General features: G+C 58.2%; 29 protein-coding genes. 11 read left to right on the forward strand and 18 right to left on the reverse strand.

Annotation, left to right across the window (positions count from 1 at the left end; genetic code table 11):
* Positions 1 to 3 precede the first annotated feature (3 nt).
* The 3 genes from AACY98_RS10110 to AACY98_RS10120 are packed head-to-tail and all read right to left on the reverse strand — an operon-like array spanning position 4 to position 3,662.
* Complete coding sequence (locus AACY98_RS10110; protein ID WP_339804713.1) at positions 4 to 1,686, reverse strand: portal protein; 1,683 nt, start codon at positions 1,684 to 1,686, stop codon at positions 4 to 6.
* A 47-nt stretch (positions 1,687 to 1,733) separates the two neighbouring features.
* Complete coding sequence (locus AACY98_RS10115; protein WP_126980045.1) at positions 1,734 to 2,030, reverse strand: hypothetical protein; 297 nt, start codon at positions 2,028 to 2,030, stop codon at positions 1,734 to 1,736.
* 30 nt (positions 2,031 to 2,060) lie between these two features.
* Positions 2,061 to 3,662 carry a TerL protein gene (locus AACY98_RS10120; RefSeq protein WP_339804715.1) on the reverse strand — a complete coding sequence of 534 codons (1,602 nt, stop codon included), beginning with the start codon at positions 3,660 to 3,662 and terminating at the stop codon, positions 2,061 to 2,063.
* Positions 3,663 to 3,842: 180 nt separating this feature from the next.
* Between AACY98_RS10120 and AACY98_RS10125 the strand changes: the two genes are divergently transcribed.
* Positions 3,843 to 4,400, forward strand: a complete 558-nt coding sequence (locus AACY98_RS10125) for a hypothetical protein (protein WP_339804716.1) — start codon at positions 3,843 to 3,845, stop codon at positions 4,398 to 4,400.
* 102 nt (positions 4,401 to 4,502) lie between these two features.
* On the opposite strand, the gene AACY98_RS10130 is transcribed toward AACY98_RS10125, so the two are convergent.
* Positions 4,503 to 5,090, reverse strand: coding sequence for an isochorismatase family protein (locus AACY98_RS10130; RefSeq protein WP_339804718.1), 588 nt, complete (start codon positions 5,088 to 5,090; stop codon positions 4,503 to 4,505).
* Positions 5,091 to 5,370: 280 nt separating this feature from the next.
* Between AACY98_RS10130 and AACY98_RS10135 the strand changes: the two genes are divergently transcribed.
* Both AACY98_RS10135 and AACY98_RS10140 read left to right on the forward strand, forming a co-directional pair.
* The gene (locus AACY98_RS10135; protein WP_339804720.1) at positions 5,371 to 6,375 is read left to right on the forward strand and encodes a LysR family transcriptional regulator; all 1,005 of its coding nucleotides are present in this window, start codon (positions 5,371 to 5,373) and stop codon (positions 6,373 to 6,375) included.
* 309 nt (positions 6,376 to 6,684) lie between these two features.
* Positions 6,685 to 7,131, forward strand: coding sequence for a hypothetical protein (locus AACY98_RS10140; RefSeq protein ID WP_126980040.1), 447 nt, complete (start codon positions 6,685 to 6,687; stop codon positions 7,129 to 7,131).
* 100 nt (positions 7,132 to 7,231) lie between these two features.
* Here the strand turns inward: AACY98_RS10140 and AACY98_RS10145 are convergent, their stop codons facing one another.
* The 3 genes from AACY98_RS10145 to AACY98_RS10155 all read right to left on the reverse strand — a co-directional run bounded on the left by AACY98_RS10145 (position 7,232) and on the right by AACY98_RS10155 (position 10,590).
* A complete protein-coding gene (locus AACY98_RS10145) occupies positions 7,232 to 7,750 on the reverse strand; it encodes a hypothetical protein (RefSeq protein WP_339804723.1) in 519 nt (172 codons plus the stop codon).
* Between the two features lie 55 nt (positions 7,751 to 7,805).
* A complete protein-coding gene (locus AACY98_RS10150) occupies positions 7,806 to 9,290 on the reverse strand; it encodes a hypothetical protein (RefSeq protein WP_339804724.1) in 1,485 nt (494 codons plus the stop codon).
* Between the two features lie 250 nt (positions 9,291 to 9,540).
* The gene (locus AACY98_RS10155) at positions 9,541 to 10,590 is read right to left on the reverse strand and encodes a pentapeptide repeat-containing protein (RefSeq protein WP_339804726.1); all 1,050 of its coding nucleotides are present in this window, start codon (positions 10,588 to 10,590) and stop codon (positions 9,541 to 9,543) included.
* Between the two features lie 526 nt (positions 10,591 to 11,116).
* Here AACY98_RS10155 and AACY98_RS10160 point away from each other — a divergent pair.
* Positions 11,117 to 11,893 (forward strand): DKNYY domain-containing protein, encoded by a 777-nt coding sequence (locus AACY98_RS10160; protein ID WP_126980036.1) that lies wholly within the window; start codon positions 11,117 to 11,119, stop codon positions 11,891 to 11,893.
* Positions 11,894 to 12,001: 108 nt separating this feature from the next.
* Here AACY98_RS10160 and AACY98_RS10165 read toward each other — a convergent pair whose 3' ends face one another.
* The 4 genes from AACY98_RS10165 to AACY98_RS10180 form a co-directional block, all read right to left on the reverse strand.
* Entirely contained in the window at positions 12,002 to 12,460 is a 459-nt protein-coding gene (locus AACY98_RS10165) for a hypothetical protein (protein WP_339804727.1), read from the reverse strand.
* 104 nt (positions 12,461 to 12,564) lie between these two features.
* The gene (locus tag AACY98_RS10170; protein ID WP_339804729.1) at positions 12,565 to 13,194 is read right to left on the reverse strand and encodes a LysE family translocator; all 630 of its coding nucleotides are present in this window, start codon (positions 13,192 to 13,194) and stop codon (positions 12,565 to 12,567) included.
* 57 nt (positions 13,195 to 13,251) lie between these two features.
* Positions 13,252 to 13,617, reverse strand: a complete 366-nt coding sequence (locus AACY98_RS10175) for a hypothetical protein (protein ID WP_339804731.1) — start codon at positions 13,615 to 13,617, stop codon at positions 13,252 to 13,254.
* A gap of 1 nt (position 13,618) precedes the next feature.
* Positions 13,619 to 14,851 (reverse strand): hypothetical protein, encoded by a 1,233-nt coding sequence (locus AACY98_RS10180; protein ID WP_339804732.1) that lies wholly within the window; start codon positions 14,849 to 14,851, stop codon positions 13,619 to 13,621.
* Between the two features lie 382 nt (positions 14,852 to 15,233).
* Here AACY98_RS10180 and AACY98_RS10185 point away from each other — a divergent pair, with 382 nt between their 5' ends.
* Positions 15,234 to 15,848: a hypothetical protein gene (locus AACY98_RS10185; RefSeq protein WP_339804734.1), complete on the forward strand. Its 615-nt coding sequence runs from the start codon at positions 15,234 to 15,236 to the stop codon at positions 15,846 to 15,848.
* Positions 15,849 to 15,958: 110 nt separating this feature from the next.
* On the opposite strand, the gene bla is transcribed toward AACY98_RS10185, so the two are convergent.
* Complete coding sequence (gene bla, locus AACY98_RS10190) at positions 15,959 to 16,873, reverse strand: class A beta-lactamase (protein ID WP_339804909.1); 915 nt, start codon at positions 16,871 to 16,873, stop codon at positions 15,959 to 15,961.
* Between the two features lie 263 nt (positions 16,874 to 17,136).
* Here bla and AACY98_RS10195 point away from each other — a divergent pair, with 263 nt between their 5' ends.
* The 3 genes from AACY98_RS10195 to AACY98_RS10205 are packed head-to-tail and all read left to right on the forward strand — an operon-like array spanning position 17,137 to position 19,984.
* The gene (locus AACY98_RS10195) at positions 17,137 to 18,195 is read left to right on the forward strand and encodes a tetratricopeptide repeat protein (protein WP_339804736.1); all 1,059 of its coding nucleotides are present in this window, start codon (positions 17,137 to 17,139) and stop codon (positions 18,193 to 18,195) included.
* Entirely contained in the window at positions 18,192 to 19,220 is a 1,029-nt protein-coding gene (locus AACY98_RS10200; RefSeq protein WP_339804737.1) for an SEL1-like repeat protein, read from the forward strand. The genes AACY98_RS10195 and AACY98_RS10200 overlap by 4 nt, the downstream gene beginning before the upstream one ends.
* A gap of 47 nt (positions 19,221 to 19,267) precedes the next feature.
* Positions 19,268 to 19,984: a tetratricopeptide repeat protein gene (locus AACY98_RS10205; protein WP_339804739.1), complete on the forward strand. Its 717-nt coding sequence runs from the start codon at positions 19,268 to 19,270 to the stop codon at positions 19,982 to 19,984.
* Positions 19,985 to 20,021: 37 nt separating this feature from the next.
* On the opposite strand, the gene AACY98_RS10210 is transcribed toward AACY98_RS10205, so the two are convergent.
* Positions 20,022 to 20,321 (reverse strand): hypothetical protein, encoded by a 300-nt coding sequence (locus AACY98_RS10210; RefSeq protein ID WP_339804740.1) that lies wholly within the window; start codon positions 20,319 to 20,321, stop codon positions 20,022 to 20,024.
* Positions 20,322 to 20,422: 101 nt separating this feature from the next.
* Between AACY98_RS10210 and AACY98_RS10215 the strand changes: the two genes are divergently transcribed.
* Positions 20,423 to 21,190, forward strand: coding sequence for a tetratricopeptide repeat protein (locus AACY98_RS10215; RefSeq protein ID WP_339804742.1), 768 nt, complete (start codon positions 20,423 to 20,425; stop codon positions 21,188 to 21,190).
* Positions 21,191 to 21,299: 109 nt separating this feature from the next.
* Here the strand turns inward: AACY98_RS10215 and AACY98_RS10220 are convergent, their stop codons facing one another.
* Entirely contained in the window at positions 21,300 to 22,547 is a 1,248-nt protein-coding gene (locus AACY98_RS10220; RefSeq protein ID WP_339804743.1) for an SEL1-like repeat protein, read from the reverse strand.
* 232 nt (positions 22,548 to 22,779) lie between these two features.
* Here AACY98_RS10220 and AACY98_RS10225 point away from each other — a divergent pair, with 232 nt between their 5' ends.
* Entirely contained in the window at positions 22,780 to 23,175 is a 396-nt protein-coding gene (locus tag AACY98_RS10225; RefSeq protein WP_339804745.1) for a hypothetical protein, read from the forward strand.
* Positions 23,176 to 23,199: 24 nt separating this feature from the next.
* Positions 23,200 to 24,201 carry an SMI1/KNR4 family protein gene (locus AACY98_RS10230; protein WP_339804746.1) on the forward strand — a complete coding sequence of 334 codons (1,002 nt, stop codon included), beginning with the start codon at positions 23,200 to 23,202 and terminating at the stop codon, positions 24,199 to 24,201.
* Positions 24,202 to 24,256: 55 nt separating this feature from the next.
* Here AACY98_RS10230 and AACY98_RS10235 read toward each other — a convergent pair whose 3' ends face one another.
* The 4 genes from AACY98_RS10235 to AACY98_RS10250 form a co-directional block, all read right to left on the reverse strand.
* A complete protein-coding gene (locus AACY98_RS10235) occupies positions 24,257 to 24,481 on the reverse strand; it encodes a hypothetical protein (protein WP_148113754.1) in 225 nt (74 codons plus the stop codon).
* 93 nt (positions 24,482 to 24,574) lie between these two features.
* On the reverse strand, positions 24,575 to 24,814 hold the full coding sequence (locus AACY98_RS10240; protein ID WP_162615294.1) for a helix-turn-helix domain-containing protein: 240 nt from the start codon (positions 24,812 to 24,814) through the stop codon (positions 24,575 to 24,577).
* A 1-nt stretch (position 24,815) separates the two neighbouring features.
* On the reverse strand, positions 24,816 to 25,208 hold the full coding sequence (locus AACY98_RS10245) for a hypothetical protein (RefSeq protein WP_339804749.1): 393 nt from the start codon (positions 25,206 to 25,208) through the stop codon (positions 24,816 to 24,818).
* A gap of 93 nt (positions 25,209 to 25,301) precedes the next feature.
* Entirely contained in the window at positions 25,302 to 25,691 is a 390-nt protein-coding gene (locus tag AACY98_RS10250; protein ID WP_339804750.1) for a hypothetical protein, read from the reverse strand.

The raw sequence follows: 25,691 nt of genomic DNA on the forward strand, positions 1-25,691 counted from the left end.
CCATCAGCCCGGCGAAACGCCCGGCATAGGTCCCTGCTCTGCCGTGGCAGCCAGCACCTGCGCCTGCGCCAGATCCTTGGCGGCACTTGCCGCTACCGGTGCGGCGGCCAGAATCTGCTGTTGCTGCTGCGCCTGCATTTCCTGCGCCTGCTGCTCCTGCCGCTGCTCCATCAGCGCCTGCACCTCATCATCCCCGCGGATCACCCGCGCCGGCACACCGCTTACTTCTAGCATCACCTTGGCTGCCTGGTCAAAATCCACCCGCGCCAGTACATCGGGCCCAGCTACCTGCGCCAGTGCGCCCAGTTGCTCAATCGATCGCATGATCGCCACCCCGTCATCCATACGGCGGTAACGCGCCAGCTCATTCGTATACTCAATGCTGTACTCGCCGCCCTGCTCCATCAACGCCTCAGGCATTTGCGGCAGCTCCTCGTGCATGGCCAGAATATCAATCTCCCGCGTAATCGTCGGCTCCAAAAACTCGCTCTCTACCCGGGCTGCGGCAGGCGCCAGCAACGCACCCTTTTCCTGCGCACGCAGCATTGCCTCGGTAGCGGTCATATTCGGTGTCTGCACCAGAATCTGAAACAACGTGTTCCACAGCGCATCATTGATAATCTGGCGCTTTTGCTCCATCATCTCCATGCCAATCGGCAGACTGTTACCAAACTGCATTGGAATCGCCAGTTGCCGCCCCTGGTCGTCCACCCCGCCATAATTGATGGCACCCGGCGTCAGATTAAACCCGGTCGAAAAAATACCGTCGCGCGCAGCCAGCATCGGCGGCATCACCGCCAGCTCGGCGGCCTGCATCATGTCGCGGTTCATCACATTCAGCATCTTGATATCAGGCAGCACCAACGCACACGGCCCCTCGCCATAATTACCATCGCCCGAAAACCGCAGAATCGAATACGGCATCGTGCGGTAGCCGCCCTCACCCACCACCTGCGAGCCCGTCAGCGAAATAAAAATAGACTCAAACGCCATGCCACGCGCATCCAGCCGCTGCTGCTCACGCTCCCTGCGCGGGCGCACCATATGCACAAACCAGAACTTCTGGTTCGGCGTGCGTTCCTTCGCACTGATCACCGTTGCCGGCAGCCTGTCGCCAAACCGCTGATACGCCTGGCGCGCCGTCAGCGCAAACTCGCGGTCCACCCAGTCCACTTCGCCATAATCATTGCTGCACCAGTACACCTGCTCCAGCGGCACATGGCGGTAATACAGCGAACGCCCCAGCCGCTCACCCACATACATACACGCATTGCCAAAACAGCCCGCATCCAGATAACACTCCTGCGTGGCCACATCAAAATTCGCCGAATAACGTGCCGAAAACAACCGGTCACGCACCAGCTCGGTATAAGCCCGCACCTGCGGATCACCGTCCAGATCCTCATCCACCGCCTTGATGTCATGCCACATGCGGTTTTTCGGCGTTGCCAGCGACGACAGTGCCGCCGCAAAACGTTTGAGCGCCAGCGCCGGCGTTGCATCATAAATATGCTCGGTACGCGCCTTGCCCTTGTACAGCGCCTCATCGGTCATCGAGCGGTGCTCCCTGAAATTTGCCCGGCTCGGTGCCACCCGCTCGGCAATACTTTGCCACAACTGCTCATACAACCGGCGCTCCTGGCGCAACTGCTCATGCAACGCCAGCAGGTCAGAAACCTTCTCCATGCTCACACTCCCCCTTCTTATCTGTGCCATCCGCTTCCTGCCGCGCCTTACTGCCCAAGCAGCGTTTTGCTGGCTACCGCACCACTCGTATTACCGCTGCCATCGGTCAAAATATTCGCAGCCACCCCCTTACGGCGGCGCGCCATATCCTGCGCGTTGCGCAGTGCCGCCTCATTGTTAGGCGTCACCTCCTTGTTACTCAGCGTATCCAGTTGCGGCCCGGCCTTATTCGCCTTGGATGCCATCATTGCGCTGCCAACCGCCCCGGCCGCACCCGCCACACCGGCAATCGTCGAACCATAAGTTGAAAGAAAACCACCCACAGCCGCCATCGTTCCTGCCATACCAAACTCCCTTCCCTGATCCTCATTCGCTCAATCCATGAAATTAAAATTCGCCACCGCCTTCGTCGGCAACCGCTCCTGCCGCTCACTCACCGGGTAGGCAAACGTCAGCGCCAGCGAATCCGCCCGGTCGGGCGACTTCACGCCCCGCCGCTTCGCATCCTCTTTACTCTCCATCAGCAACGCACCACCCCTGTAGCTATAACGCAGCGCCGACAAATCCGTCTGCAACTCCGCATCGTTAGGCAAAGACGCACCAGCCTTCAGATAGTCCCGCAAATCACGCCACAGCCGCGCGCGCAGGTTATAGTTCTGCCCGTCTGAGAGCCGCAGCGCCGAATTCACATCCACCACCACCGGCCCGAACTCACGCCGCAAAATATCCGCCACCCCCGCGCCAATACCTATCGTATCCACCGCAATCTGTGCCACACCGGCACCCCGCTGGCGGCTATAAACACCGCCCCAGTCATGCACCACATCCTTCACCCGGCCCGCCACATCCACCACATCGGCCTGGCCGAACACCACCTGAGGAAACACCACACGCCCCTGGCGCAGCGTAATCACACTCTTATCATCACCAAACCGCGCCACATCCACGCCCACCTGCAACGGCCCCAGCGCATGCACATCGGCCGGGCCGCAGCGCATACACTGGCTCACCACATCACCCGGTATATACGTATTGCTCACCGACGCCGCATAATTACGGTCCACCTCCTGCGCCAGCACCACCGCATCCAGCAGCGCCTGCTGGCGTGCATACCAATCCGTGCCCTTACGCGGATCATCCCGCCAGTCAAACACAAACACCGGCACGCGCCCGCCATGCCGCTTGCGGTAAAACGGATTACCCACCCCGTTGGGCGTACTCACATCAATCTTGCAGTTACTCGTCTGGCTCAGCGCCGCTTCAATCGCCTCGGGCTGCTCATAAAACGCCGACTCATCCTTAAAATAAATCGACGTGCGGTTACCTCGCCCGATATTGCTGCCCGCCTCGCCCACCATCACCGCGCCATTCTCCGGGTTGATGATGCGCATCGCCGGCGCATGCCTCTTCTCGTCATACCCTTTAGGCAAAAACTCACGCGGCAAATACTGCAACGCCGTACGCACCTTCCAGAACAACGACTTCGGGTCGCCCACCTTATCCACGTACTCCTCCTTGCGTGAACCAAACCCGATCACCACTCCAGGATGAAACAACCACATCCACACCGCCACGGCCACACACAGCCACGACACCCCCATGTCGCGGCTTTTTTCAACCAGCCCGTCCTCGCGGCTGCGCCAGCGCGCCACCAGCCAGCGCACACACTCGGCCTGGCGCTCAAACAGCACAAACGGCGTCAGCGCATCGCCCCCCACCTCCACATGGCGTGGGTCAAACGTACACAGCCAGTCGCTGATAAACGCCACCGGCTCCTCGCGGTAATGTGCTTTCACCGCTGAGAGCAACTGCGCATCAGCTTGCAAAAGAGCCAGCCGTGCGCTACGCGCCTGCCACACCGGCGCATAATCCGGCGCCAGCCAATCCAGATCAACAGCGCCCATCTCATCCAATGCTGCTGCCGCTGATACCTTTGCCGATGCCTCCGATGTTGTCGATGTTTTCAATACCGCCATGCTCCTGCTGAGAACTCCGGGCAGCCCCATCTCATCAAACACTCCTGCTGAACCCCGGCCATGCAGCATGGTAGAAGCGCTGCAACACTTTATGTGAACATGAGCACATCATTCAAAAAAACAGATAGCCGCAACAACGGGAACCCCGGATAAAATCAAACCACAGCCAGGAGAAATCTAATGCCTTATGTCATGGAAAAAATACAGCCAAAAAATTGGGCGCGTATCATCACCGACCTGCAAACGCACATGCATCAAAATGCCAACTGCCTATCCTACAGAGAAGAATTCATGCACGAATGGCTTGAAAAAGAACAGACAAGAGAGAAAAAATATCAGGACGCAATTGCAAAAAGCCCCGAACGCTCAGACATCCTCGAACAAAGCGAGTCCTCCATACTCAGCAACCGCAACTGGATGATAGACGCAGAAAACGACAGCTATCTGCTGTACGGCCCGCAATCATTCTACTTAAACGGCAGGTCAACCTATCGCAATTACAGTTTTTTCCACCAAAATGCTCTGTACTGGCTCAGCGTCGATTACTGTTCATACAGCTTTTACCATAAAGACATTGAACGCCTGTTAGCAAAGGATCTCCCGGCATTTCATGAGGCGGTTCAGCAGGCTTTTTCTGCTGCAAATGAATACCCTTTAAAAGACAAAGCACGGTTTCATATAAACCCCTACCAAAGAAACACAATCCCCGCATACAAAACAAGAACCTACTGGGACTAGCATCCGCGTAATTCCACCGCCACACAGCCACACAAAAAAGCCCTCCGCCCAAAGACGAAAGGCTTTTCCACCGCATCAGCGGTCCAGATGAACTGCGCTGAACTATCCGCCCTGCAGCGCCCCCATCATCACCTGCACCAGCTCTCCGCCTTCAGGCGTGCTCCAGCTGCCGGCCAGCTCGGCAATCAACTGGTTGGTACTGGTCAGCGTCACGCCACCGCGCTCCATGCGCCGCAATGCAATGTCATCTGCCATCTTCGTTGGGGAGCCACCGGCATCAGCCACCACCTGCACCTCATAACCATCACGCACCAGGCTCAGCGCCGGATACACCGTACACACATCATTGGTCACCCCGGCAATAATCAGCTTTCTGCGCCCGGTTGCCTGGACCGCACTGGCAAAGCTTTCATCCTCCATCGCATTCACAATCCCGCGCCGCCGGATACGTGCGGCAAACGCCTGCGGCAAAATCGTCTCCAGCTCGCTCAGTAAAGGCCCCTGCACATAATCCTCCATGCTCGAAGTCAGCACCACCGGCAGCTTGAGAATCCGCGCGGCCTGCGCCAGCATCAGCGCATTGCGCTTCAGCTCTTCAAATCCAATCGACTTCACCCAGCCCATCGTGCCCACCTGGTGGTCAATCAACAACATGGCCGCATTGCCTGCATCCAATTTTTCGCAACTCATGATCATTCTCCTCTCCAGCAGACGAAAACATACCGCCCCCGCCTGCATCAACCATCAACACACAAACACCGTTCATCCCATCAGGCCGTTATCACCAGGCGGTTAGGCTGCGTATAGCGGCCGCCCATCTGAACGGGGGTGAATAACTTACTCATCTTTTTAATCCTTTACTGTATTGACTGAACCATGGTTTTATTGTCAATAAATATGAAAATGGAATAAAGACGGTAAAATGGAAAATATTATTTCATTTATGGCGCAATAAAACGGAGCATCATCCATGGAACTCCTCAATGACATGGCCCTGTTTGTCGAAGTCGTCAACGCCATGAGCTTTCGCCGCGCTGCTGAAATCACCGGTGTGCCCAACTCCACCCTGTCACGGCGCATCAAGGCGCTTGAGCAGGCCATCGGCCTGCGCCTATTACACCGCACCACCCGCAAAATCGAACTCACCGAAACCGGGCAAATCTACTACGATCGCTGCAAACGCATTGTCCACGAAGCCCGCCTGGCGCACGAACAGCTTGGCGACCTGCTTGCACAGCCCAGCGGCACCCTGCGCGCGTCGCTGCCGGTCGACTTTGCCAGCGTTTTCCTCACCCCGCTCATTGCCGAATTTGCCCGCCTGTACCCCGGCATCCGTTTTGAATTTGACCTCACCCCGCGCCGCGCCGACCTCGTGAGCGACCCGGTCGATGTCGCCATCCGTATCGGCGAGCCGCCCGACTCCAGCCTCATCGCACGCCAGCTCACCCGCCTGTCCAGCCACCTCTACGCCACGTCGCGCTATCTGGAACACCACGGCGAGCCCACCCACCCGCACGAGCTTGAGCAGCACGACTGCCTGCACTTTCCCAAAGTCAGCACATGGACCCTGCACAACGCGGACCAGACCGTGGAAATCCCTATCCACAGCCGCTTTGCCATCAACAACGTCGGCATGCTGCGCCGCCTGGCCACACTCGACATGGGCATCATCATGCTGCCCGCAGAAGTCGTTACCGAAGACCTCGCCAGCGGACAACTGCGCCACATCCTGCCCCAGTGGCAGGGCACACCCGTGCCCGTCTACGCGCTCACCGAAACCCGCCTGCTGCCCGCCAAAACACAGCGCTTCATCGCATTCCTGCGCGAACGCCTGAGCCTGCTCACCTTTGCCCGGCCCGCTTTCGCCCATGACGCAGCACCCGTAACACCGTCCGCAACAACACCCGCTGCACAGCCTGCCACACACACGCGCCATACCAAAGCCGGCCCGCAAAAACCGCGCCCAAAAAACTGAATGATTTATCCCCTTGCACTGCTGCGCCGTACCGCGCCCAGCAGTCACGCCGGTGATATCGCCTGTTGTATACCTTATGCCTTGCCCGTATACCGCCCCAATCCCGTCTGACAGGCCCGCGCACAACCCCACACGCAACGCTGCTCACAGCATTGGTACAACGCCGGATTCTCTCAGACACATAACATGGCTACGGAATCCATGCAACACCATCCGTTTTACAAAACTTTACCCGGATGTAACAGGCCATTAAACCGATTCAGATAAACTAACAACCAAATCAAAAAACCAAAAACTGGGGAAAAGACCATGAAAAAAATACTGTTGGCCTTGAGCATACTCAGCCTTTGCATCGGCAGCGCGTCAGCAGCAGACTTTACCGACTTTCTGGCCGCCATCCGCGGCAAATCAGACGTCACCTACTACCGCAACAACGACGCAGTCGTCGGCTCAGACGGCTCAGCCATCCAGATCAAAGGCCGCAACATCTACACCAACTATGGCGAAGTCTACCGCATCAACGGCGACACCATCTACGCCAGCAACAACATTATCTATCAGCTCAGGGGCAGCAGCCTGTGGGGTTCCAACGGCACCGTCTACACGCGCGAAGGCAACACCATCATCGGCAGCAACGGCATCGTATGCTATACAGAAACCAGCCTCGAAAAAAGAGAAGTCATGACCTTCTGCAAATCAAACCGCTCCTCATCGCGGCCACCTTCACAGCACAATTCACGGCCCCATTACCGCTGAGCCAGAACCTAAGCCAAACCCACACGCGGTGGCATGATGCCGCCATCAGCACCGCGTCTCCCGCCATCCATGGTGCAGGTCGGCAACAGGCCGGGCGCCCCTAGCTGCCCAGCAAAGACCGCTGCATCCTGCTCACCACCTCATCGCGCACCTGCTCGGTCAGGAAATGCGTCGGCACATGTCCCAGGCTACTGCGAAACCACCTTTTAGGCCGTAATTTCTGGCGCACAAACGCCAGGATCCGCAACGCGTCTTGACGGTTGCGCGCATACAGCAACCTGCCGCGAACCTCCCATCGCCACCACGCATCCTCCGGCCATGACAGCACATGCACACGGTTATCGTGACAATGCGAACACAACACCACACCCTTGTGCCACCTCTGGTAACCCGGCTTGTCATCGCCAGCACCGCGCAAAACCTGGTCAGAAGAACTTTGCGGTGGCGTCCACCGCAGCAAATGCGGGAACCGCTCCATCACATACCAGCCACCCCACTGGTGGTATAGATGTTGCTCATCCTTTTTCGGCGTGCGGTTCAAAAACACAAACGGCTCATGAAACTGCGCCATCTGCCCGCAAGCCGGGCAAATCACATCATACGGGTCATCCTTCATCATCCACATCCCCTACTGCAAACGCAGCCAATCCACCCATCGCATCACGACCATGGCATCACTGGTCCGCCAGGCGCAAATGCACCGCATTCCTGAGCATCGGATCAGGATTCTGGTTACTACCCCTGGCCCCGGTCGGAAGCTGCTGCGCAATCCACGCGGTACTCAGCGTCTGCGCCTGGGCATCCCAGACAAACGGCTCACGCGTAATCGGGTGATACGCCCGCAGCGCCGTATCGCGCATAAACGCATCGGCCTGCGCCGCACGTACACCCGCGCTCACCAACTGATACTTAGTATGCACCAGCATCAGATAACTGTGCACATCATAAAAACGGTTCAGATACACATCAAACGTATCCAGCGTATCTCCAATCCCCTGTTCGACAAGCCAGTTCGACGGCACCAGCTCACCGTTTTGCCGGCGCTCATTTTGCAGCGCCATCTGCGCATCAAAAACAGCACGGCGTGCTTGCCCCGGCGCAGGCAGCTCATCGCGGGCATACAAATCGGCCACCTCATCCATACTCAAAGCCGCCCGGTCCAGCATCGGCTGCATGGTCAGAAAAATCAGATTCTCCGAAGCCTCCGGATCATAGCTGGCCTGAACCACCAGCCAGTTCACCACACCTTGAGGCCCCTGCGCCAACTCCTCCTCCACACCCACGTTATACAGCCACAGGGTATACATCATGAAATTGCGCTCCCCCGCAAACCCCTCCACCATCGCTTTCTGCTCATCTACACTCAACGGCGCAATGAGCGCCTGCAACCGCTCATCGTGCAGATAAGGCCGCATCTGCGGGCTGTCCAGCAGCACACTGAGCGTATGGTAAACCGTATAAACCTCATTGATCGCAACCATCTTCCCGATCAGCGTTTTTTCCTGAACCAGCATGCGCCGGGCAAAATCCGCCTCAGCCTGCAACAACGCAAAAGCCGTATCCGCATCGCCTGCATCCAGCGCAACCAGCGCCTGCGCCAGCCGCAACTCAGAAAGCCGCAAGGCGTAATGGTAACTGGGTAAACGGTCGATTACCCGATAAAAATAACCACCATAGTTCGGCAACCGCTGAATCGCCACATAACGCTGTAGCAACGCCCCGTTGCGCTCAATCAATGCCGCCACATCGGCCTTGCGCGCAACCGTTTGCGCCACGCAGTCATCCACATCCAGCCACCTGCAGGCAAACACAAAATCCTTCCCGTCCACCTGTATGTTTAATTTCAGCGGTTCCCCGTCCTGATAATGATTTTCCGGCACGTCATACTGATCGCGCGTCGGTCCGCCGCCGGCCGCCAGCGCCTGTTCCAGATAATCATAATTATTCAGCATCACATCCGCGCCAATGGCCATATAGTCCATGTCCGCAGGCACATCCAGCGCAAACAGCCCCACATACACATCCTGCAGCAAAAAATCCCGCTGCGGCCGCTGCGGATGCATGATCTGCTCAACCTGAGGCAACATTTCAGTCGCTGCCATGGACGGCGCATCCGGCCCTTCCTGCGGTGCAGCCACTGCGCACAACGCCCAAGCCATTGCAGCCACTGTCGCCGCTATTCTAAAAAAGAACCCTGACATCGAAATTACCCTCCGTTAAACGGCTCAATACGTGGCCCCAAGTTTATAACAGCACTCCACTTTTACAAAGCGCTGCATAACCAGGCATATCCGAACCAGGCTGCCCCAGCAACCAGCCACGGCCTTCACCCCAGGGCAAGCGCATCAACGGCACGGCAGGCTGAATTGGCCAGCCCGGCGAATCCGGCTTATTCCAGCTTATTCCGGCCTAATCCTGCGCCAGCGTGCAACCCTCGGTTGCAAGCGCTTGTTCACCTTCATGGCCTGTGGCGACCGCCGGATTGGCAGCAATCCACGCCTTTAACAAAGGCTTATACACCAGCCACCAGGCCAGCCCGTCATCTGTGAGCAAAGCGGCTATATCGGCATCATCAAACGCCCACCACTGCGCCAGCGGATACTGCTTGCACTGCATCACCATCACCTCGGCGGTATACACCACCTGGCAGCACCGCATCTGGACCGTCATCACCTCCCGGCCATTGCCCAGCTTCAGCCCTGACAGGCTGGCGCCCTGCAAATTCACACCGGTCAGATCAGCACCCCACAACACCGCCTCACTCAGATTGGCGCCACGCAAATCTGCATCTTCCAGCCTGGCCGCACTCAGATCCGCACGGCACAATTGCGCTGCCCGCAGGTCGGCCCGGTCCAAATATGCACCCCTCAGATTGGCACCGTACAAATTGGCATCACGCAGCTTGGCAAAACTCAGCTCGGCATCATGCAAATTGGCCTGGTACAGATTCGCACCATTCAAATTCACATTGCGCATACGGCACTCATGCAAATCTGCCCGCTGCAAATCCGCCATGCACAAATTGGCACCATAAAGCTGCACGCCACTCAGCCTTATGCCCCGCAGCTTGAGCTCCTGCAGATTAGCTTCACTCAGATCCGCCTGATATAAACGCGTTTGGCGCAAATCCGTCTCACGCAAATCCGCACCGCATAATTTAGCCCCCGTCAAATCCGCCTGGTACAGATCAGCCTCCCGCAGACACGCCTTTTCCAGCCTCGCATGGCGCAGCCGTGCCCCGCTGAGGTCACACCCCTTCAAATCCGCCTCATCCAGATCGGTACTGTCCAGCACCGCACGGCTCAAATCGGCCTCACGCAAATCCATGCCATGCAAGTCGTACCCGCTCAGATTCAACTCTGCCAGACTGGCACGCTGCCCGTCCGTTTTATCCCTCAGCCATTTCTGGTGCTGTGCCAGCCTGCGATTGACTGCCGTTATCAAATCCGGATCGATCATGTCTCCTCCTTTGCCAGAATTTTTTGCCCTGCTGGCTGTAGCTATTCTTGTGCCATCAGCACAGCAGCCCCTGAGGGTCCAGACCTGCACGGCCTGCCCCCGAACTGCCTTACAGCAAACAACGCCCTGAAATTCCGGCAACACCATCCGGCCCCGGTCAGCCACGTGCGACAGCCTGCTACATCACACACCAACCGCGCTTCTTCTCATTCATCTTTTGACAGCGATGCAACGGCATCGCTCAAGCGGTTTCTCGCAAAATTATAAAAACTTTTTCTCCCGAACAACTGCTGTTCAAAATCCAACCGGCTGATCTGGTATGAAAAAAAAATCAAACTCCAGCGCGCCCTGCGCCTCGAACCCATTCATATTTTGAGGTTTATCTCACCTGCCCTGCCTGGTACACACCGGCCAAAGTATCACTCCGTCGGCCCACCGGTATCACAGCCTGATACGCCACAAAAAACAGCCGGCTGCCGCCACAGCCCCTGCCTAGAATGCCAGCAACATCTTTGGAGAACACTTTATGTACCAGATCGAAAACAACCAGGTCTTCTACACCAAGCCGCTGGAGCTCCGGCTGCGCCTGAAAACGGCCCATGTGCAGCATTTCCAGCCGCTCAAAGACCGCACCATCAGCGCCGAACTCACCCGCACCATCACCCAGTACGGCTGCTGGCACCGGCTCAACAACCTGATGGCCAAAGACGACCGCACCGTCTGGTTCGGCAACCAGCCCGTGCCCGGCGCCGACCCCGAAAGCTTTGTCTACTATCACGGCGGCGAATGCGCCTGGGGGCAAGACAAAAACCAGCTCTACTGCTTTTTTGACAAAGGCAGGCACAACATCAAAACCATCAAAAGCAAAAACCCCGCAAGCTTCGGCTTTTTCGACTTTCCCGAAACCATCGGCTACCTGCGCATGTACGCGTTTGACGAACACCACGTCTACCACCTGGGCCAGCGTGTGCGAAAAGCACACCCGAACGCCTTTCGCCCGCTCACCAAAAAAATCTATTCATTGGACCGGCAACTCATCACCCATAGCTATCCCAGCAGTGCTTACTACACCAGCGAAAACAACCTCTATTACCACGGCAAACCGATCGAGGGTGCCGACGGCTACACCGCGCACTTGGTCAGCCTGGAAAAAGCCGGACAGGCCAAATACCTGATCGCTTACGACCAGCACCACTTCTACTACGAAGGCGTGCCGGTGCACCCGCGCTTTCAGGCCATGTTCGACCTGATACCACCACCCATCATCGCGCACCAGAACAGCCTGGCACAAAAAGCCGCCTGAGCCCTATGCTTTGTGCTTTATGCTCTCCCGTGCCTTGCGCCCTGGTGCACCCGATTCCCCTGCAACCCGCCAGAAAGCCTTGCAGACGGAAGGCTGAAAGCGGAAGACCTACACCCGGCCAATCATCTTCAAATACGCCACCCCCGGCTCCAGCGCCACCGAGGCCTCTGACTTGATGGCGGGCAACTCCTCGGCGCCGCCCACGGCCACGCGCTCGCCGTACTTGCGCGGCAGCAGCTTGCCAATCATCCACTTGAGCGTATCAATGCGCAACTTGGCCGCCTGCACCGACACACTGGTGCTGGCGTCAATCGCGCTCGTTTCATCCACAATCAAATCCAGAAAAAACTCCGCCTGCCGCTCACGCGCACGCGCATACTGCGCGGCAAAAGCCGTCTGCTCCTCCAGCCAGCGGTACACCGTGGCGCGGGCAGGCATGCCACTTTCGCTGCAAATTACATTCAGGCTCTCACCCAGCGACAGACGTTCACAAATCACATCTGCCAGTGCAGCATGAAACACCGTGGGCTTGCGGGAAACTCTGGTTGACTTCTTTTGACTTGCCATCCGGGCATGCTACGCTTGTGGCAGCATGTCATGTGAACGCCGCCAACACCTGCCAACCTCTCAGTGCTTTCTCAGTGCTTTCTCAGTGATCTCTCAGTACCCTCTCACCGCTCAGTCAGCGCCAGCCTGGCCGCCAACAGACCAAACGCCGCCGCAAAACTGCGCTGCAGCCATGCCAGCACATGCGGTCGGCTCAGAACCCGGTCACGCATGGCTGCGGCAAAAACACCATAAGCGCAAAACACCACCAGCGTCATCAGCATGAAAACACCCGATAACTCCGCCATGCGCCATAAAGGATACGCGTCCTGCACGCTAATGAACTGCGGCAAAAACGCCAGAAAAAAAACAGACAGCTTGGGATTAAGCACATTGGCCAAAATACCATGACCCACCACCCGCCGGTACGACGGCGCTGCCTGCTGCGCCACTGGCCGCTGCAGGCTGCTGGCACTCAATGCCCCTTTCCCCTTCAGCATGCCCCAGGCCATATACAGCAGGTAAACCACACCGGCAAACTTCACAGCATTAAACACCAGCGCACTCGTGTGCATCACGGCCGCCAATCCCAGCATGGCCGCTGTCAGATGCGGCACAATCCCCAGCGTGCATCCCAAAGCGGCCGCCAAACTGACCCTGCTCCCATGTGCCAGGCCGGCGGCCAGTGTATAAATCACCCCCACGCCCGGAGACACCACAATCAGCAACGTCGTGAGCAAAAACTCTATCGACATATCCGCACCTTCCCTCTCAATTTGAACTGATCCGCGGCAGCCGCCTGCAACATCTGCTCACCAGTTGAAATCCGGCCGTATCATGCTCTCAATCCCCTGCGCAGCCAGCATATCACGTACCCTTTTCACATCCCGGGCCGCCCCCTCAAACACAACAGGGCGTTCCTGTCGGAGCAAATCTTTCGCTGCCAAAAAATTAACCGACGCCACAGCGGCAATCACCCTGATGTGCTGCACATTTTGAAAGCTGCCATTCAGCACATGAACAGCATACACCGTTTCATCCAGCACAATCCCTTCAATACAGGAAGTCACGGCCGACCAGCCGCACTGCAGGCAACGCACCCCCTGGCATGAGCCCTCTTGAAACGCCTGCAAAGCAACGCCACACTGGCCGCACGCCAAGGCGTCATGCTTATTCATATCACTTGGCCAGAACCGTCACCACGCCGTGCCGGTCCAGCCGGCCCTCTTCGGCATACAGCACCGTCAGCCCCCCCTTATCCCAGAAAGCCGACTTCACGCGTGCCGTATCCACCGTATCCATCTCCACCCGCTGCGGCGCGCCCAGCATCAGCCGTAGCCGCTGCATCACCACCTGCTGCGAATCCGCCCGCGCCTGGAACAGCACCTTCATCAGCCGGCCCGCATCATCCAGATAACCGAACGCCCAGTGAAAATCCCCCATCGAAGGCTGTGCCCCTACAGGGAAAAAAACCATCACCTGCTCATGCGACACCCCATTCACCAGCCCCTGCCCGACATCACGGCGCACACACATCACCATCGGCTCGGCATAAATGCGGCGCACCAGTTCCTTGAACTCCTCATCCGGCACCCCGGGAATGCGGCGCACCTCCGCCGGCACACACGCTGGCAACGCCAAAGGCTGCCCCAGCTTCAGGCCAAACACCTCCGTCATGTCCTGTGCAGGTGCGGGCTCCTGCACCACTTCCGGCTCCTGCGCATCCTGCTCCTGCTGCATCACTTCCGGCACGCCACCCTGCTGCACCAGCCCTTCATGCGGCTGAATAACAGACTCCTGCCGGTCTGGCCCCTGTTCTGTCTGCTGATCTATCTGTTGCCCTGTCTGCTGTTGTGGTGATTGCTCTGGCTGCGGCGCCGTTTCAGCCCCTTCCAGCGCCTCCCCGGACTCCCCAGCCTGCACGGCTTGCTCAACCGGTGCATTCACCGCAGCGGGCGGCTTCTCGCCCATCATCGCGGCCAATGCCACCATCAACAGCAGCACCACCACAATCGCCGCGCCAGTCGCCACCAGCACGCCCCGGTTATACTGCCCGGCTTTCGAGCGCCGGCCCTTTTTCTTCTTGCCGACCGAAACATTCGCCGCCGGGCGTTTACCCTGCTTTCCAGCCCCCGGGGCGCCAGAACCTTTTTGTGACACTTTTTTCGGCACTTTTGACTGCGCCTTGGATGCCCCTTCGGGCTGCACTTCAGCCTGCGCGGCCGTACCAACACGCACATCGCCACCTTTAACAACCGCACCCCCCAGGTCTGCGCTGCCCTGCGGGCTGTCAGCCGTGTTCTCAGCCTGAGCGTTCACCTCAGCATCAAGCAAATCTGCACCTGCCGCCTTATCTGCCGCAACACCAATACGGACACGCCGGCCCTTCTTTGCACTTTCACCCTTGCTCATACACCCCCGCCCTTACTGGCTTCACATCCATTCACCGTCACACGTCACACACGCCTGCGGGCATACACGGTCATACCCAGTGTACCCGCCCGGTTGCCACCGCCGCTTCACAATACAGTGCAAAACCGCAGTCCGTCGCTCCCGTTCGCAATCCCGTTCCCGGTGTTCATTTTCCATAACCGCAATTGTACACAGGCCGCCCCATTTCACGCCCAATGACCCGCCGCACTGCACAGCACCTGCCAGGTGCCACACCAGCAGATACCACCTCCCGCACAGACAACACTTTGACAGCCCTGTGCTTAGCCGCTACAGTCTCAACACATCAGGGCACCACATTCACCCACTTCGCCTGAAGCCTTTTCACACCGCAGGAAAATACATGCAAAAACTCAATTTTCCCAATAACTTAGGTTACCGTTTGCCTGAGCCGGAAAGCGTCAGAGAGCTGCAACGCAACGCCGGCTTCAGCAATGCCTATGCCCATTACCTGCTGACACAAAACGGCGCCGACCTGGACCTGCTGGACGACTACAATGGCACACACCCCAGCCTAGTGCCATCAGACACAGAAGAAACAGGCCCATACCTGCGCACACTGTATGGTCTGGACACCGGCGAAACCTATTATGACCTGCGCGACTGCTACAACCCCGGCGACCTGCTGGCCCCCTATTTCTTCCCGATCGGTGAAGACAAAGGCGGCAGCCCCTTCGTTGAAATTCTGCATGGCCGCTACCAGGGCCATATCGCCAGCCTTGACCACAACATGTACATCGGTTGCGGCAACCCGCAGGAACTGGCAACCCAGATGGAAATTGAAAACTTCGGGCTCCTCAGCCTGGCTGAACAAACCGATGCTCTGTGCAACCCCGAAATCGGGCTGGCCTGGTTCCACGCCAGCACCATTGATGAATTTCTGAACGACTGCATCTACTACGACAACCACCTCAACTGCCGCGTACTTGATGCTCCCTCGGTTGAAAACATCGGCTGATACTACCTCCGCGGCCAACGCCACTTTTGACGCCATCTACTTCCTCACCCTGGCCAATCCGCCAGGTCCGCAAACGCTGCCACGCAGCCGCCCCCGCCGTTTAAGTTTAATTAAGCCACGGCCGTATGCAGCCACCCCGTCACCAGCCTGGCCGCCTGCGCAACCACCGCATCATCAGGCTTCGCATCGGGAACCAGCCTGGTAAAAAACACTGCGAGCACCAGCGGATTTTGCTGCGGCGTCCACAGCACCCCCACATCATTACTCACACCATAGGCGCCGCTGCCCGTCTTATCGGCCACAATCCAGCCCGGCGGCACTCCGGCGCGTATGCGCTGGCCGCCCACGGCATTGCCGCGCATCCAGTCCTGCAACTGGGCACGCTGCGCTTCACCCAGCGCATCGCCCAGCAACAGCTTGCGGGTGCTGAGCATCATTGCCAGCGGTGAAGTCGTATCACGCTCGTCGCCCGGAATCGCCGAATTCAGCTCCGGCTCCCAGCGGTCCAGCCGGAACACCTCATCCCCCACCGAACGCGCAAACGCCGTCACCGCCTGCGGCCCACCCACCAACTGCACCAGCAGATTGGCCGCCGTATTGTCACTGTACTGCAGGGCTGCCGCACACAACTGCGCCACGCTCATACCGCTGCCGGCATGCTTTTCCGTCACCGGCGAATACGACACCAGATCAGCCGCTTCATAAACAATCTGCTGCGCCATCAGGCTGTCATCATGCATGCTGTAATGCAGCACCGCCGCCACCGCCACCATCTTGAATGTGCTGCACATCGCAAAACGCTCATCGCTGCGGTACAGCACCGTGCTGCCGCTGGCCATATCCAGCGCAGCCACACCCAGCCGCCCCTGTGCCGAGCGCTCCAGCGCTGCCAGTTGCTCCTGAATATCACCGCGCGCCAGCGCTGTGCCGCCTTGCAGCACAGAACCACACCCGCCAAGCCACGGCGCCACGCCCGCAGCCAGCGCCCCCAGAACCCATACCCGCCGATTAACCGGCTGATTCATTGCCATTGCCCCATCTCCTTGCTTGTTGCACTTGCCCCCGACCGCCCCTGCGCAAACATACACACAGCAGCCATGATACCCACACCGCCAGTTTAACCAAATACCTGTCGCCCATAGCAAAAAGCCGCCATTTCCTCACAAAAACAGCAGTCTCGGCCCCATGCATGGCCTAGTGCAGCCACCCCAAACCCTCTACCCACCTGGGCACACATACAGTATCATCATGGCTAAACCACACAGACTCCAGACATTAGGCACACACCATGACACCGCACCGCTTATACAACATATACCAGCGCCTGCTGGCACCGGCTACATGCGCTATGCCCGATGCGCCTGATGCCGGCGACGCGCTGCATGCCATCTGCCAGGCGGCTGAACAAGGCGATGCGCATGCCCAGTACCGCCTTGCACACATCTACGACAGAGGGCTGGGCGTTGGCCAGAACCACCAACTTGCCGCACAGTGGTACCTCAAAGCCGCTGAACAAGGGCACGCCCAGGCACAACACGACCTGGCATACAGCTACGCCAACGGCGAAGGCATTGAACAAAACCACGCCAAAGCCTTTTACTGGTACACACAGGCCGCCCAACAAGGACTCGCCGATGCGCAGAACAACCTCGGAGCCGCCTATTTTTACGGCCAGGGCGTGAACCAGAACCCGTCCATGGCTGCCCACTGGTACCGCCAGGCAGCCAGACAAAACAATGCCGATGCCCAATACAACCTGGGGCTGATGTACAAAAACGGCCAAGGCATTGACCCCAACCCCGGCACCGCAATCCACTGGTTTTTACAGGCGGCACAGCAAGGCTTTACACGCGCCCAGCACCAACTGGCCGTCATGTACGACACTGGAACAGGCGTTGCACAAGACCATGCCGCTGCCGCCCACTGGTACCTGCAGGCGGCCCAGCAAGGTTATGCCGATGCGCAGTACAACCTGGGCTGCATGTATGCCAGCGGCGAAGGCCTTACCCGCAACACCGAACAGGCATGCTACTGGTACACACAAGCGGCCCAACAGGGCCATGCCCAAGCGCAATACAACCTGGGCTGCCTGTATGCCAGTGGTGAAAACCTTCCCCGCGACACTGAACAGGCATGCTACTGGTACACACAAGCAGCCCAACAGGGTTATGCCGATGCGCAATACAATCTGGGCTGCCTGTACGCCAGCGGTGAAGGCGCCACCCGCAACACCGGGCAGGCGCGCTACTGGTTCACCCAGGCGGCCCGGCAAAACAGCGCCGATGCCCAGCAGGCACTGTTAGAACTTTTTGAAAACCCCATCAGCCCTGATAACACTCCGCCATGAAACACCCATACACATCCATACTTCTGCCCCGTTTTCTAATCGCCTTATTCACCGGCCTGTGCCTGAGCCTGTCCGTCACAGCCCAGCCGCTCGACGAACTGCGCGAGCTGGCCGACCAAGGCGACGTCCAGGCCCAATACAAACTGGCCTGGAGATACTACGAAACACAAACGCCCGACAGCAACCCGCAGGCCGCCGCCCAATGGTTTCTCAAAGCAGCCGAGCAAGGCTATGCACCGGCACAGAACATGCTGGGCGTCATGTATGAAAAAGGAACCGGCGTCACCCAAAACGACCGCACCGCATTCGACTGGTTTCGCCAAGCTGCACTCCAGGACGATGCCGACGCCCAATACAACCTGGGCCGTATGCTCTTCACCGGCCAGGGCACCACCACGGACTACCGTGCCGCACACGACTGGCTGCTCAAAGCCGCCGAGCAAAACCACATGCAGGCACAGTACGAACTGGGCATCATGTACCGCGATGGCGAAGGCGTCGAAAAAAACAACGCCACGGCCATTCAATGGATCACCAAAGCCGCCCAGCAAGGGCTGCCTCAGGCCCAGACCGTGCTGGGCACCAGCTATTACAGCGGCGAAGGCGTACCACAGGATCACCAGGCCGCGCTCAACTGGCTCACCAAAGCCGCCGAACACGGGGAGCCGATGGCCCAGTACAACCTGGGCGGCATGTACTTCTCCGGCCAGGGCGCACCGCGCAACCTGCAAACCGGCATCACCTGGCTCACCAAAGCCGCTGAACAAAACTTTGTCCAGGCCCAGTTTGCCTTAGGCTCCATTTACAGCACCGGCCAGGGCGTGCCGCAGGATTACACCGCCGCAGCCGCCTGGTACCGCAAAGCCGCTGAACAGGGCCACCCCAATGCACAGTACAATCTGGGCCGAATGTACGAAACCGCCCGCGGCGTTCCCAAAGACCTGCAGCAGGCGCGCTACTGGTACGGCAAAGCGGCCGCACAAGGCCATCCCAAAGCCGGGCAGGCACTTAATATGCTCAAATAACCCCGACTTTTTTCACAAACACATCGCATGATCATAGGTAACACTGCATGAAACATCACCGCCAAAACCCCATCGCCTATCTGCTGCACCCGCTGCTCATCCTCATCGCATGCATGTGTCTGATCCTGCCAGCAACAGCCCAGCCATCGCTGGACACCCTGCGCCAGCAGGCCGAGCAGGGTGATGCCCAGGCCCAGTTTGAACTGGGAAGCATGTACGACTTTGGCGACGACGTGCCGCAGAATTACGACACCGCCATCACCTGGTATCTTAAAGCTGCCGAACAAGGCCATGCCGAAGCGCAATACCACCTGGGCAACATCTATGACCAGGGCGACGGTGTCGAACAAAACACCGAAACCGCCTACTCCTGGTACCTGAAAGCCGCCGAGCAGGGCCATGCCGAATCCCAGTACAACGTCGGCAACATGTATGACAACGGCGAAGGCGTTAAACAGGATTACACCTCCGCTGCTGCCTGGTACCGCAAAGCCGCCGAACAAGGCCACGCCGAAGCACAGTTCAGCCTGGGCGACATGTACGACCAGGGCGACGGCGTCCCCAAAAACCTGCAGACCGCCTTCTCCTGGTACCTGAAGGCCGCCGAGCAGGGGCACGTGGATGCCCAGTTCAACGTCGGCCAGATGTATTACACCGGTGAAGGCGTCAAACGCGACCACGAACAAGCCAAACTGTGGTTTACCCGCGCTGCCGACCAGGGCGATAAACCGGCGCGGCAGATACTGCGCGAACGGTTTCAATAAAAAAACCCGCTGCACACCGCCACAGCCACCACCACCGTCACAACAACAGTCGCCGGCCTGACACCTGCAAAAATTCACAAGTCAAAGCCGGCGGCTGTTTTTTTAAAGCCCCCTCTGCCACAGCTTGCCCCCCCGCTGACTGCTGCTCGCTGGCCACTGGCCACCACAACCGTGTGCGTGCGGCCATGTCACCATAACACTGTATGACAGCGTAAACACCACAGCCAACATCAAAAACACCTTCGCTTTTCTGACCCGCCAGCCTCCCCATCCCGACACCGGTATTGACAGTAACAAAGCACAGGCCTGACAATGGCTCGCATGACAACGTGTTCATACATACACATGCATACACACGCAGCCAGCCCCCAAATCACCATGATGAAACATACACACACCATGCCAGGCACCCTTTTCATAAAATTCGCATTGCTATTGATGGCCTGTTTTTACCTGGCATTTCCAGCCGCCGCCCAGCCACTGAACGCCCTGCGCCAGCAGGCTGAACAGGGCAGCGCACAGGCCCAGTACCAACTGGGCCGGAAATACGATTTAGGCCAGGGCATACAGCAGGACTACGCCGCTGCAGCCAGTTGGTACCTCAAAGCGGCTGAACAAGGCCACGTCAACGCCCAATATAGCCTGGCAGAAATTTACTACTATCAGGGCGATGGCATTGCGCGCGACCTGGAAGCCGCATTCTCCTGGTACCTCAAGGCCGCCCAGCAAGGTGACGCGCACGCCCAGTTCAATGTTGCGCGCATGTACCATAAGGGCGAAGGTGTCGGGCACAGTCTGGCAGATGCCTATTCCTGGTACCTCAAGGCCGCGCAGCAGGACTACACTCCCGCTCAGTTCAACATCGCAATGATGTATGAGATCGGCGAAGGCGTGGAGCGAAACCTCGAAACCGCCCATTCCTGGTACCTGAAAGCCGCGCAACAGGGCGACGCCAACGCCCAATTCAACGTTGCGCACATGTATTACAGCGGTGAAGGCGTGCAGCAAAACCTGGAAACCGCCTTCTCCTGGTACCTGAAAGCTGCGCAGCAAGGCGATGTTGACGCCCAGTTCAACGTATCGTACATGTATTACCATGGAAAGGGCGTGCAGCAAAACCAGCAGCAGGCCCAGTTGTGGATGACACGCGCCGCCGAACAAGGCAACACGAAGGCACAAAACGTACTGCACGACTGGTTCGAATAAAAACGACCAGCACGGCCCTATAGATAAGCATTCCCGCAGCTATTTCCGCAGCCACTCGCGCAACCATCCCCGGCCAGCCCTGTAATGCCCCTCACGGGGTCTCGCAGGGTCATTCCCCGTGCTTGGCCTTGCGGCGCAAGCGGATAAACCACACCAGCATCACCGCCACCACCACAACTGACCACAGCCATGGCCCTACCACCACAGCTACCTCACGTGGCAGCAACCCGCCTTGATGCTGATCCAGCAGGTTCAGGTTGTACTGCGCTTGAGCATCGCCCTGCTGTGCCGCCTGGGTAAACCAGGCCCTGGCAGCCTGCCTGTCTTTATCAACACCAATCCCATTAAGATACATCGCCCCCAGGTTATTCTGCGCATAAGCCAAACCCTGCGCGGCTGCCTTTTCATACCACTGCACAGCCATGCGGTTATCCTGCGCAACACCCTGACCATCACGGTACATCACGCCCAGATTGTACTGAGCCTCAGCCAGCCCCTGCGCCGCCGCTTTTTCAAGCCATGCCAGCGCGGCGGCATCATCCTGCGTAACCCCTGTTCCCTCGTAATACATCATGCCCAGGTTGTACTGGGCCGGCGCACAATCGCGACTGGCCGCACTTTCAAAATAAGCCAAGGCCATTTCATCGTCCTGCACCACACCACAGCCGTCCCTGTACAAAAGGCCGATATTGTTTTCAGCCATCTCATGCGACTGGTCTGCGGCCTGCTCGTACCACTGCAACGCCATGCCGCAATCAGGCTCCACTCCCAGCCCTTCATAATGCATCACGCCCAGGTTGTACTGCGCATCGGCATGGCCTTGCACAGCGGCCTTTTCAAGCCACGCTATCGCCATCACATAATCTGTATCCACCCCTTTGCCTTCGTGATACATCGTTCCCATCATGTATTGCGCATCGGCATAATTCTGTGCTGCGGCCTCTTCAAACCAGGCATTTGCCATCGCATCATCCTGCGCCCCTCCCAGCCCCTCGTAATACAGCCACCCGAGAAAATACTGCGCATCCATATGTCCACGCTGCGCAGCCTTCTCAAACCACACCCTGGCCTGTGCATAATCCTGCGCAATCCCCAGCCCCTCATAATACATCGCCCCCACGCTGAACTGCGCTGCATCATGCCCTTGCTCAGCGGCTTTCAAATACCACCCCAACGCCGCCGGATAATCCTGCGCCACGCCATTACCCAAGTAATACGCCTCGCCCATCTCATACTGTGCCTGCACATCACCACCCTGTGCATCCTCCAGCACACCGGCTGCGACCCCAAAAGCTGCACAAACCAGCAGGCACCCGCACAGAAGCATCTGCCGCAACCACTGAGTACACTTCATCATCAGCATTCCTTTTCACCTGTGCCATACATCTGTCACTGCCCCCTGTGGCATACAGTCAACATACTGTCGCACAAGGGCCAGACCCTGTGCATTTTCCGATAAACCCCACCATTTCCGCGCTACACCCCAGCACCCTTCTCGGTTACACCAGGGGGGTTACCGTTTCATACGCTATCATCAGCCATTCCAGCCACCGCTTTACACCCTCTTTAACGCACCAAGAGACATGCTGATGAAAACAATACATACCCTGCTGGCCGCCCTGCTGCTGACAGCCACCGTCGCCCAGGCACAACCTGCCGCCAGCGAAGCACAACCCGACCCGCTGCAAACCGAGCCAGCGCTCAACATCCTGCTGCGCCATACCGACATGGTCATCCCCCCTGCATCCTCATGCTATGGCCACTATGCAGACGTCAGCCAGCCCACACTTGGCAACCTGCTTGCCACCCAACTGGCCTATTTGTACAAAGGCGACAACATCATTGCCGGTGCGTGCCTGCAGGAAAAATGCCGCATCCGCATCACCCATGCCGCCGGTGAAGACCTGTTCTCCACCACCATTTACTTTGCTGTCGAACAGGGCACCATCAACCCCGCCAGCCTGCACTGCCTCATGACGCCCTGAATACCAGCCAGTACCAGCCAACCCATGACAAGCACCTCGAGCACCTGTTTTCCAAACTTCGACCTCACCCATTTTTGGCAAGACAGCGACTACGCCGCCAAAGAATACACTGGCAGCTACCCCGATGCCGCCACCATTGCCAGCCTGGAAAACGAACTCGGCTACAAACTGCCTGCGGCCTACATTGAACTCATGCAGGCCACCCGCAATGGCGGCATCCCCGTCAACACCTGCTTTCCCACCACTGAAGCCACCTCATGGGCCGAAGACCACATCGCCATCACCGGCATCCTGGGCATCGGGTGCGACAAACGCTACGCCACCGGCGGCGCATTCGGCAGCCAATTTCATATTAACGAATGGGGCTACCCGCCCATAGGCATAGCCATTTGCGACTGCCCCTCGGCCGGGCACGACATGGTGTTTCTCGACTACCGCCAGAGTGGCCCGCAAGGCGAGCCCGAAGTCGTGCACGTCGACCAGGAAGACGATTACCGCATCACCTGGCTGGCGCCCGACTTTGCCAGCTTCATCCGCGGCCTGGTCAACGAAGAAGTTTTTGACGACAGCCAGGCATACCAGCAGGAGCAGCTCCAAACCGTGCGCAACGCACCCTTCTCGCCCTTACTAGCCACGCTGTGCCAAAACATCACCGAAATAAACCACATCGAACCGCGCATCCGCCATCTGGCTGAAACCATCGTGCAACAAAAAGGCTTTTTTGCACTGCATGCCGATGAACACTCGCACCTGCTGTACGGCCTGCAATTCTGGCTGTACACCAAAGCCCACCCGCACACCACACAAGAGCAGTTTCTGCAAGCCTACCCTGGCATCATCGCCCTGGCCCCCGGCTTTTCCACCGGCGGTTATGCCCCCGACTTCATCTCCGAATGGCTGCACACCCGCATCGGGCAAGGGCAGATACAACCAAACAGCAACATGTACCTGGCCTTCACACCCCAGGCAGCCAGTGCGCTCATTGCGCAATTCAACGCTGCAACTGCGTCCACCCCCGGCCTGTAAACCCCGTAACGCGGCGCGTGCCTGAATACACACGCTGACACGCCGCCGCCCAACGTCACGACACCATCTTCACGTGCCGGATGCGGGCAATCGCCTGCCCGCGCCGCTCGCCCGACAAAATATAATGCACCTGCGTTTTGCCGCACTCCATCTTGCATGCAATCTGCGACAGCGACAGCCCCTGCGCCCGCAACTCAAAAATCAAATCCACGTCATGGTCAGTCAGCTTGGCGCGGTGATGCAACTGCCCAATGCGCCGCCCCTTTTCATTGAAACACATCTCCATCAAACCTCCTGTCTTCCACCTGCCCTGTGCCGTACCACCAGTAACAGGCCCTGAACCCCCTGCCAAGAACCACCGGCCCGCCCCCCGTCACATCGCCCACGGCAGTACATGCACACACCGGCTTTTCACCACCGGTTGCGAACGGATCTCACCATGCAAAATCTTCCATACCGTTGTCCTGCCGCACTCCATGCGCTCGGCAATCGAAACAATCGTCATGCCCTGCTCACGCAATTCAAAAATCAGCTCCACATCGCGGTCCGTCAACCGCGCTTTGTGATGTGACTGCCCAATGCGATACCCCCGGTCGTTATACTGAAGCTCCATGCTACACCCCCTTCCTTGCACACTCACCACTACAAACATTGTTGCAATCACTGTTACAACCACTGCCGCAACCATCCCCACAATTACCACTGCAACCGCCGCTGCCGCCACCACCGCAACACGCTGTGCCGCCATCCGTATGCAGCGTAACCGGCACAACACGCCCTTGCACACCACCTGCCTGCATGCCACCTTCTGGTACAGGGGGACAATGCCGCGCATCAGAACAAGCCGCCTGCTCAAAACACTGCGGACATGTGCGCCGCGCACGCGCAATTGCATCCTCCACCGCAATGCTGCGCCTGATCTCGCTGTCCGGATACATCGTCGCTGCACGCTTGAGCATATCCTGCACATACACAGGCAACAAATTGTGATATACACCTTTATTCATCCATCATTCCTTTTTCTGTTGTACTTCCTGAGCGTGTTCACACACGCCTCGCATACCTTTCACACACCCTCACCACAAGCCCACCCCGCCCGGTTACAGCCTGAGCTTCTGGTACGCCACAATGTCATGCGCATGCCCATCGTGCTGCCACCATGAACTCAAACCATTGGCAATGCCCATATCCCCCGAACGCGTTTTGATCTTGGCCGTCTCATACCACGCCAGCGGGCAAGGTCCACCCTGCCAGTTTGTCCACTCACTGCCCTCTGCCTCCCCTGCCGAACGCCTGGCCCGCGCCTCACACCCTGGGCAGGCATGCATATAACCGGCCCACAAAACATCCGTACGCGCCTGCGCACAATCCCTGCAAACCTGCGCATACAGCAACACATCATCACTGGGTCCGACCTCATCACCATCATTCCCAGCCAGGCCCGCCTGCCCATTGGCATTCACACCATCCATCATTGACACACCTTTCAT

Source organism: Saezia sanguinis, from assembly GCF_963921665.1.
Classification (GTDB): Bacteria; Pseudomonadota; Gammaproteobacteria; order Burkholderiales; family Burkholderiaceae_C; genus Saezia; species Saezia sanguinis.

Bases quoted from the DNA above. Each gene is read 5' to 3' on its own strand.
- AACY98_RS10160 (WP_126980036.1), top strand. From the start codon at position 11,117: ATGTACCAGATCGAAAACAACCAGGTCTTCTACACCAAGCCGCTGGAG.
- AACY98_RS10185 (WP_339804734.1), top strand. From the start codon at position 15,234: ATGCAAAAACTCAATTTTCCCAATAACTTAGGTTACCGTTTGCCTGAG.
- AACY98_RS10155 (WP_339804726.1), bottom strand. From the start codon at position 10,590: ATGATCGATCCGGATTTGATAACGGCAGTCAATCGCAGGCTGGCACAG.
- AACY98_RS10220 (WP_339804743.1), bottom strand. From the start codon at position 22,547: ATGATGAAGTGTACTCAGTGGTTGCGGCAGATGCTTCTGTGCGGGTGC.
- bla (WP_339804909.1), bottom strand. From the start codon at position 16,873: ATGAATCAGCCGGTTAATCGGCGGGTATGGGTTCTGGGGGCGCTGGCT.
- AACY98_RS10140 (WP_126980040.1), top strand. From the start codon at position 6,685: ATGAAAAAAATACTGTTGGCCTTGAGCATACTCAGCCTTTGCATCGGC.
- AACY98_RS10245 (WP_339804749.1), bottom strand. From the start codon at position 25,208: ATGAATAAAGGTGTATATCACAATTTGTTGCCTGTGTATGTGCAGGAT.
- AACY98_RS10195 (WP_339804736.1), top strand. From the start codon at position 17,137: ATGACACCGCACCGCTTATACAACATATACCAGCGCCTGCTGGCACCG.
- AACY98_RS10120 (WP_339804715.1), bottom strand. From the start codon at position 3,662: ATGGCGGTATTGAAAACATCGACAACATCGGAGGCATCGGCAAAGGTA.
- AACY98_RS10235 (WP_148113754.1), bottom strand. From the start codon at position 24,481: ATGTGTTTCAATGAAAAGGGGCGGCGCATTGGGCAGTTGCATCACCGC.
- AACY98_RS10210 (WP_339804740.1), bottom strand. From the start codon at position 20,321: ATGAACACGTTGTCATGCGAGCCATTGTCAGGCCTGTGCTTTGTTACT.
- AACY98_RS10230 (WP_339804746.1), top strand. From the start codon at position 23,200: ATGACAAGCACCTCGAGCACCTGTTTTCCAAACTTCGACCTCACCCAT.
- AACY98_RS10200 (WP_339804737.1), top strand. From the start codon at position 18,192: ATGAAACACCCATACACATCCATACTTCTGCCCCGTTTTCTAATCGCC.
- AACY98_RS10250 (WP_339804750.1), bottom strand. From the start codon at position 25,691: ATGAAAGGTGTGTCAATGATGGATGGTGTGAATGCCAATGGGCAGGCG.
- AACY98_RS10225 (WP_339804745.1), top strand. From the start codon at position 22,780: ATGAAAACAATACATACCCTGCTGGCCGCCCTGCTGCTGACAGCCACC.
- AACY98_RS10150 (WP_339804724.1), bottom strand. From the start codon at position 9,290: ATGGCTTGGGCGTTGTGCGCAGTGGCTGCACCGCAGGAAGGGCCGGAT.
- AACY98_RS10130 (WP_339804718.1), bottom strand. From the start codon at position 5,090: ATGAGTTGCGAAAAATTGGATGCAGGCAATGCGGCCATGTTGTTGATT.
- AACY98_RS10170 (WP_339804729.1), bottom strand. From the start codon at position 13,194: ATGTCGATAGAGTTTTTGCTCACGACGTTGCTGATTGTGGTGTCTCCG.
- AACY98_RS10165 (WP_339804727.1), bottom strand. From the start codon at position 12,460: ATGGCAAGTCAAAAGAAGTCAACCAGAGTTTCCCGCAAGCCCACGGTG.
- AACY98_RS10215 (WP_339804742.1), top strand. From the start codon at position 20,423: ATGGCCTGTTTTTACCTGGCATTTCCAGCCGCCGCCCAGCCACTGAAC.
- AACY98_RS10125 (WP_339804716.1), top strand. From the start codon at position 3,843: ATGCCTTATGTCATGGAAAAAATACAGCCAAAAAATTGGGCGCGTATC.
- AACY98_RS10135 (WP_339804720.1), top strand. From the start codon at position 5,371: ATGGAACTCCTCAATGACATGGCCCTGTTTGTCGAAGTCGTCAACGCC.
- AACY98_RS10115 (WP_126980045.1), bottom strand. From the start codon at position 2,030: ATGGCAGGAACGATGGCGGCTGTGGGTGGTTTTCTTTCAACTTATGGT.
- AACY98_RS10145 (WP_339804723.1), bottom strand. From the start codon at position 7,750: ATGATGAAGGATGACCCGTATGATGTGATTTGCCCGGCTTGCGGGCAG.
- AACY98_RS10180 (WP_339804732.1), bottom strand. From the start codon at position 14,851: ATGAGCAAGGGTGAAAGTGCAAAGAAGGGCCGGCGTGTCCGTATTGGT.
- AACY98_RS10240 (WP_162615294.1), bottom strand. From the start codon at position 24,814: ATGGAGCTTCAGTATAACGACCGGGGGTATCGCATTGGGCAGTCACAT.
- AACY98_RS10205 (WP_339804739.1), top strand. From the start codon at position 19,268: ATGAAACATCACCGCCAAAACCCCATCGCCTATCTGCTGCACCCGCTG.
- AACY98_RS10110 (WP_339804713.1), bottom strand. From the start codon at position 1,686: ATGGAGAAGGTTTCTGACCTGCTGGCGTTGCATGAGCAGTTGCGCCAG.
- AACY98_RS10175 (WP_339804731.1), bottom strand. From the start codon at position 13,617: ATGAATAAGCATGACGCCTTGGCGTGCGGCCAGTGTGGCGTTGCTTTG.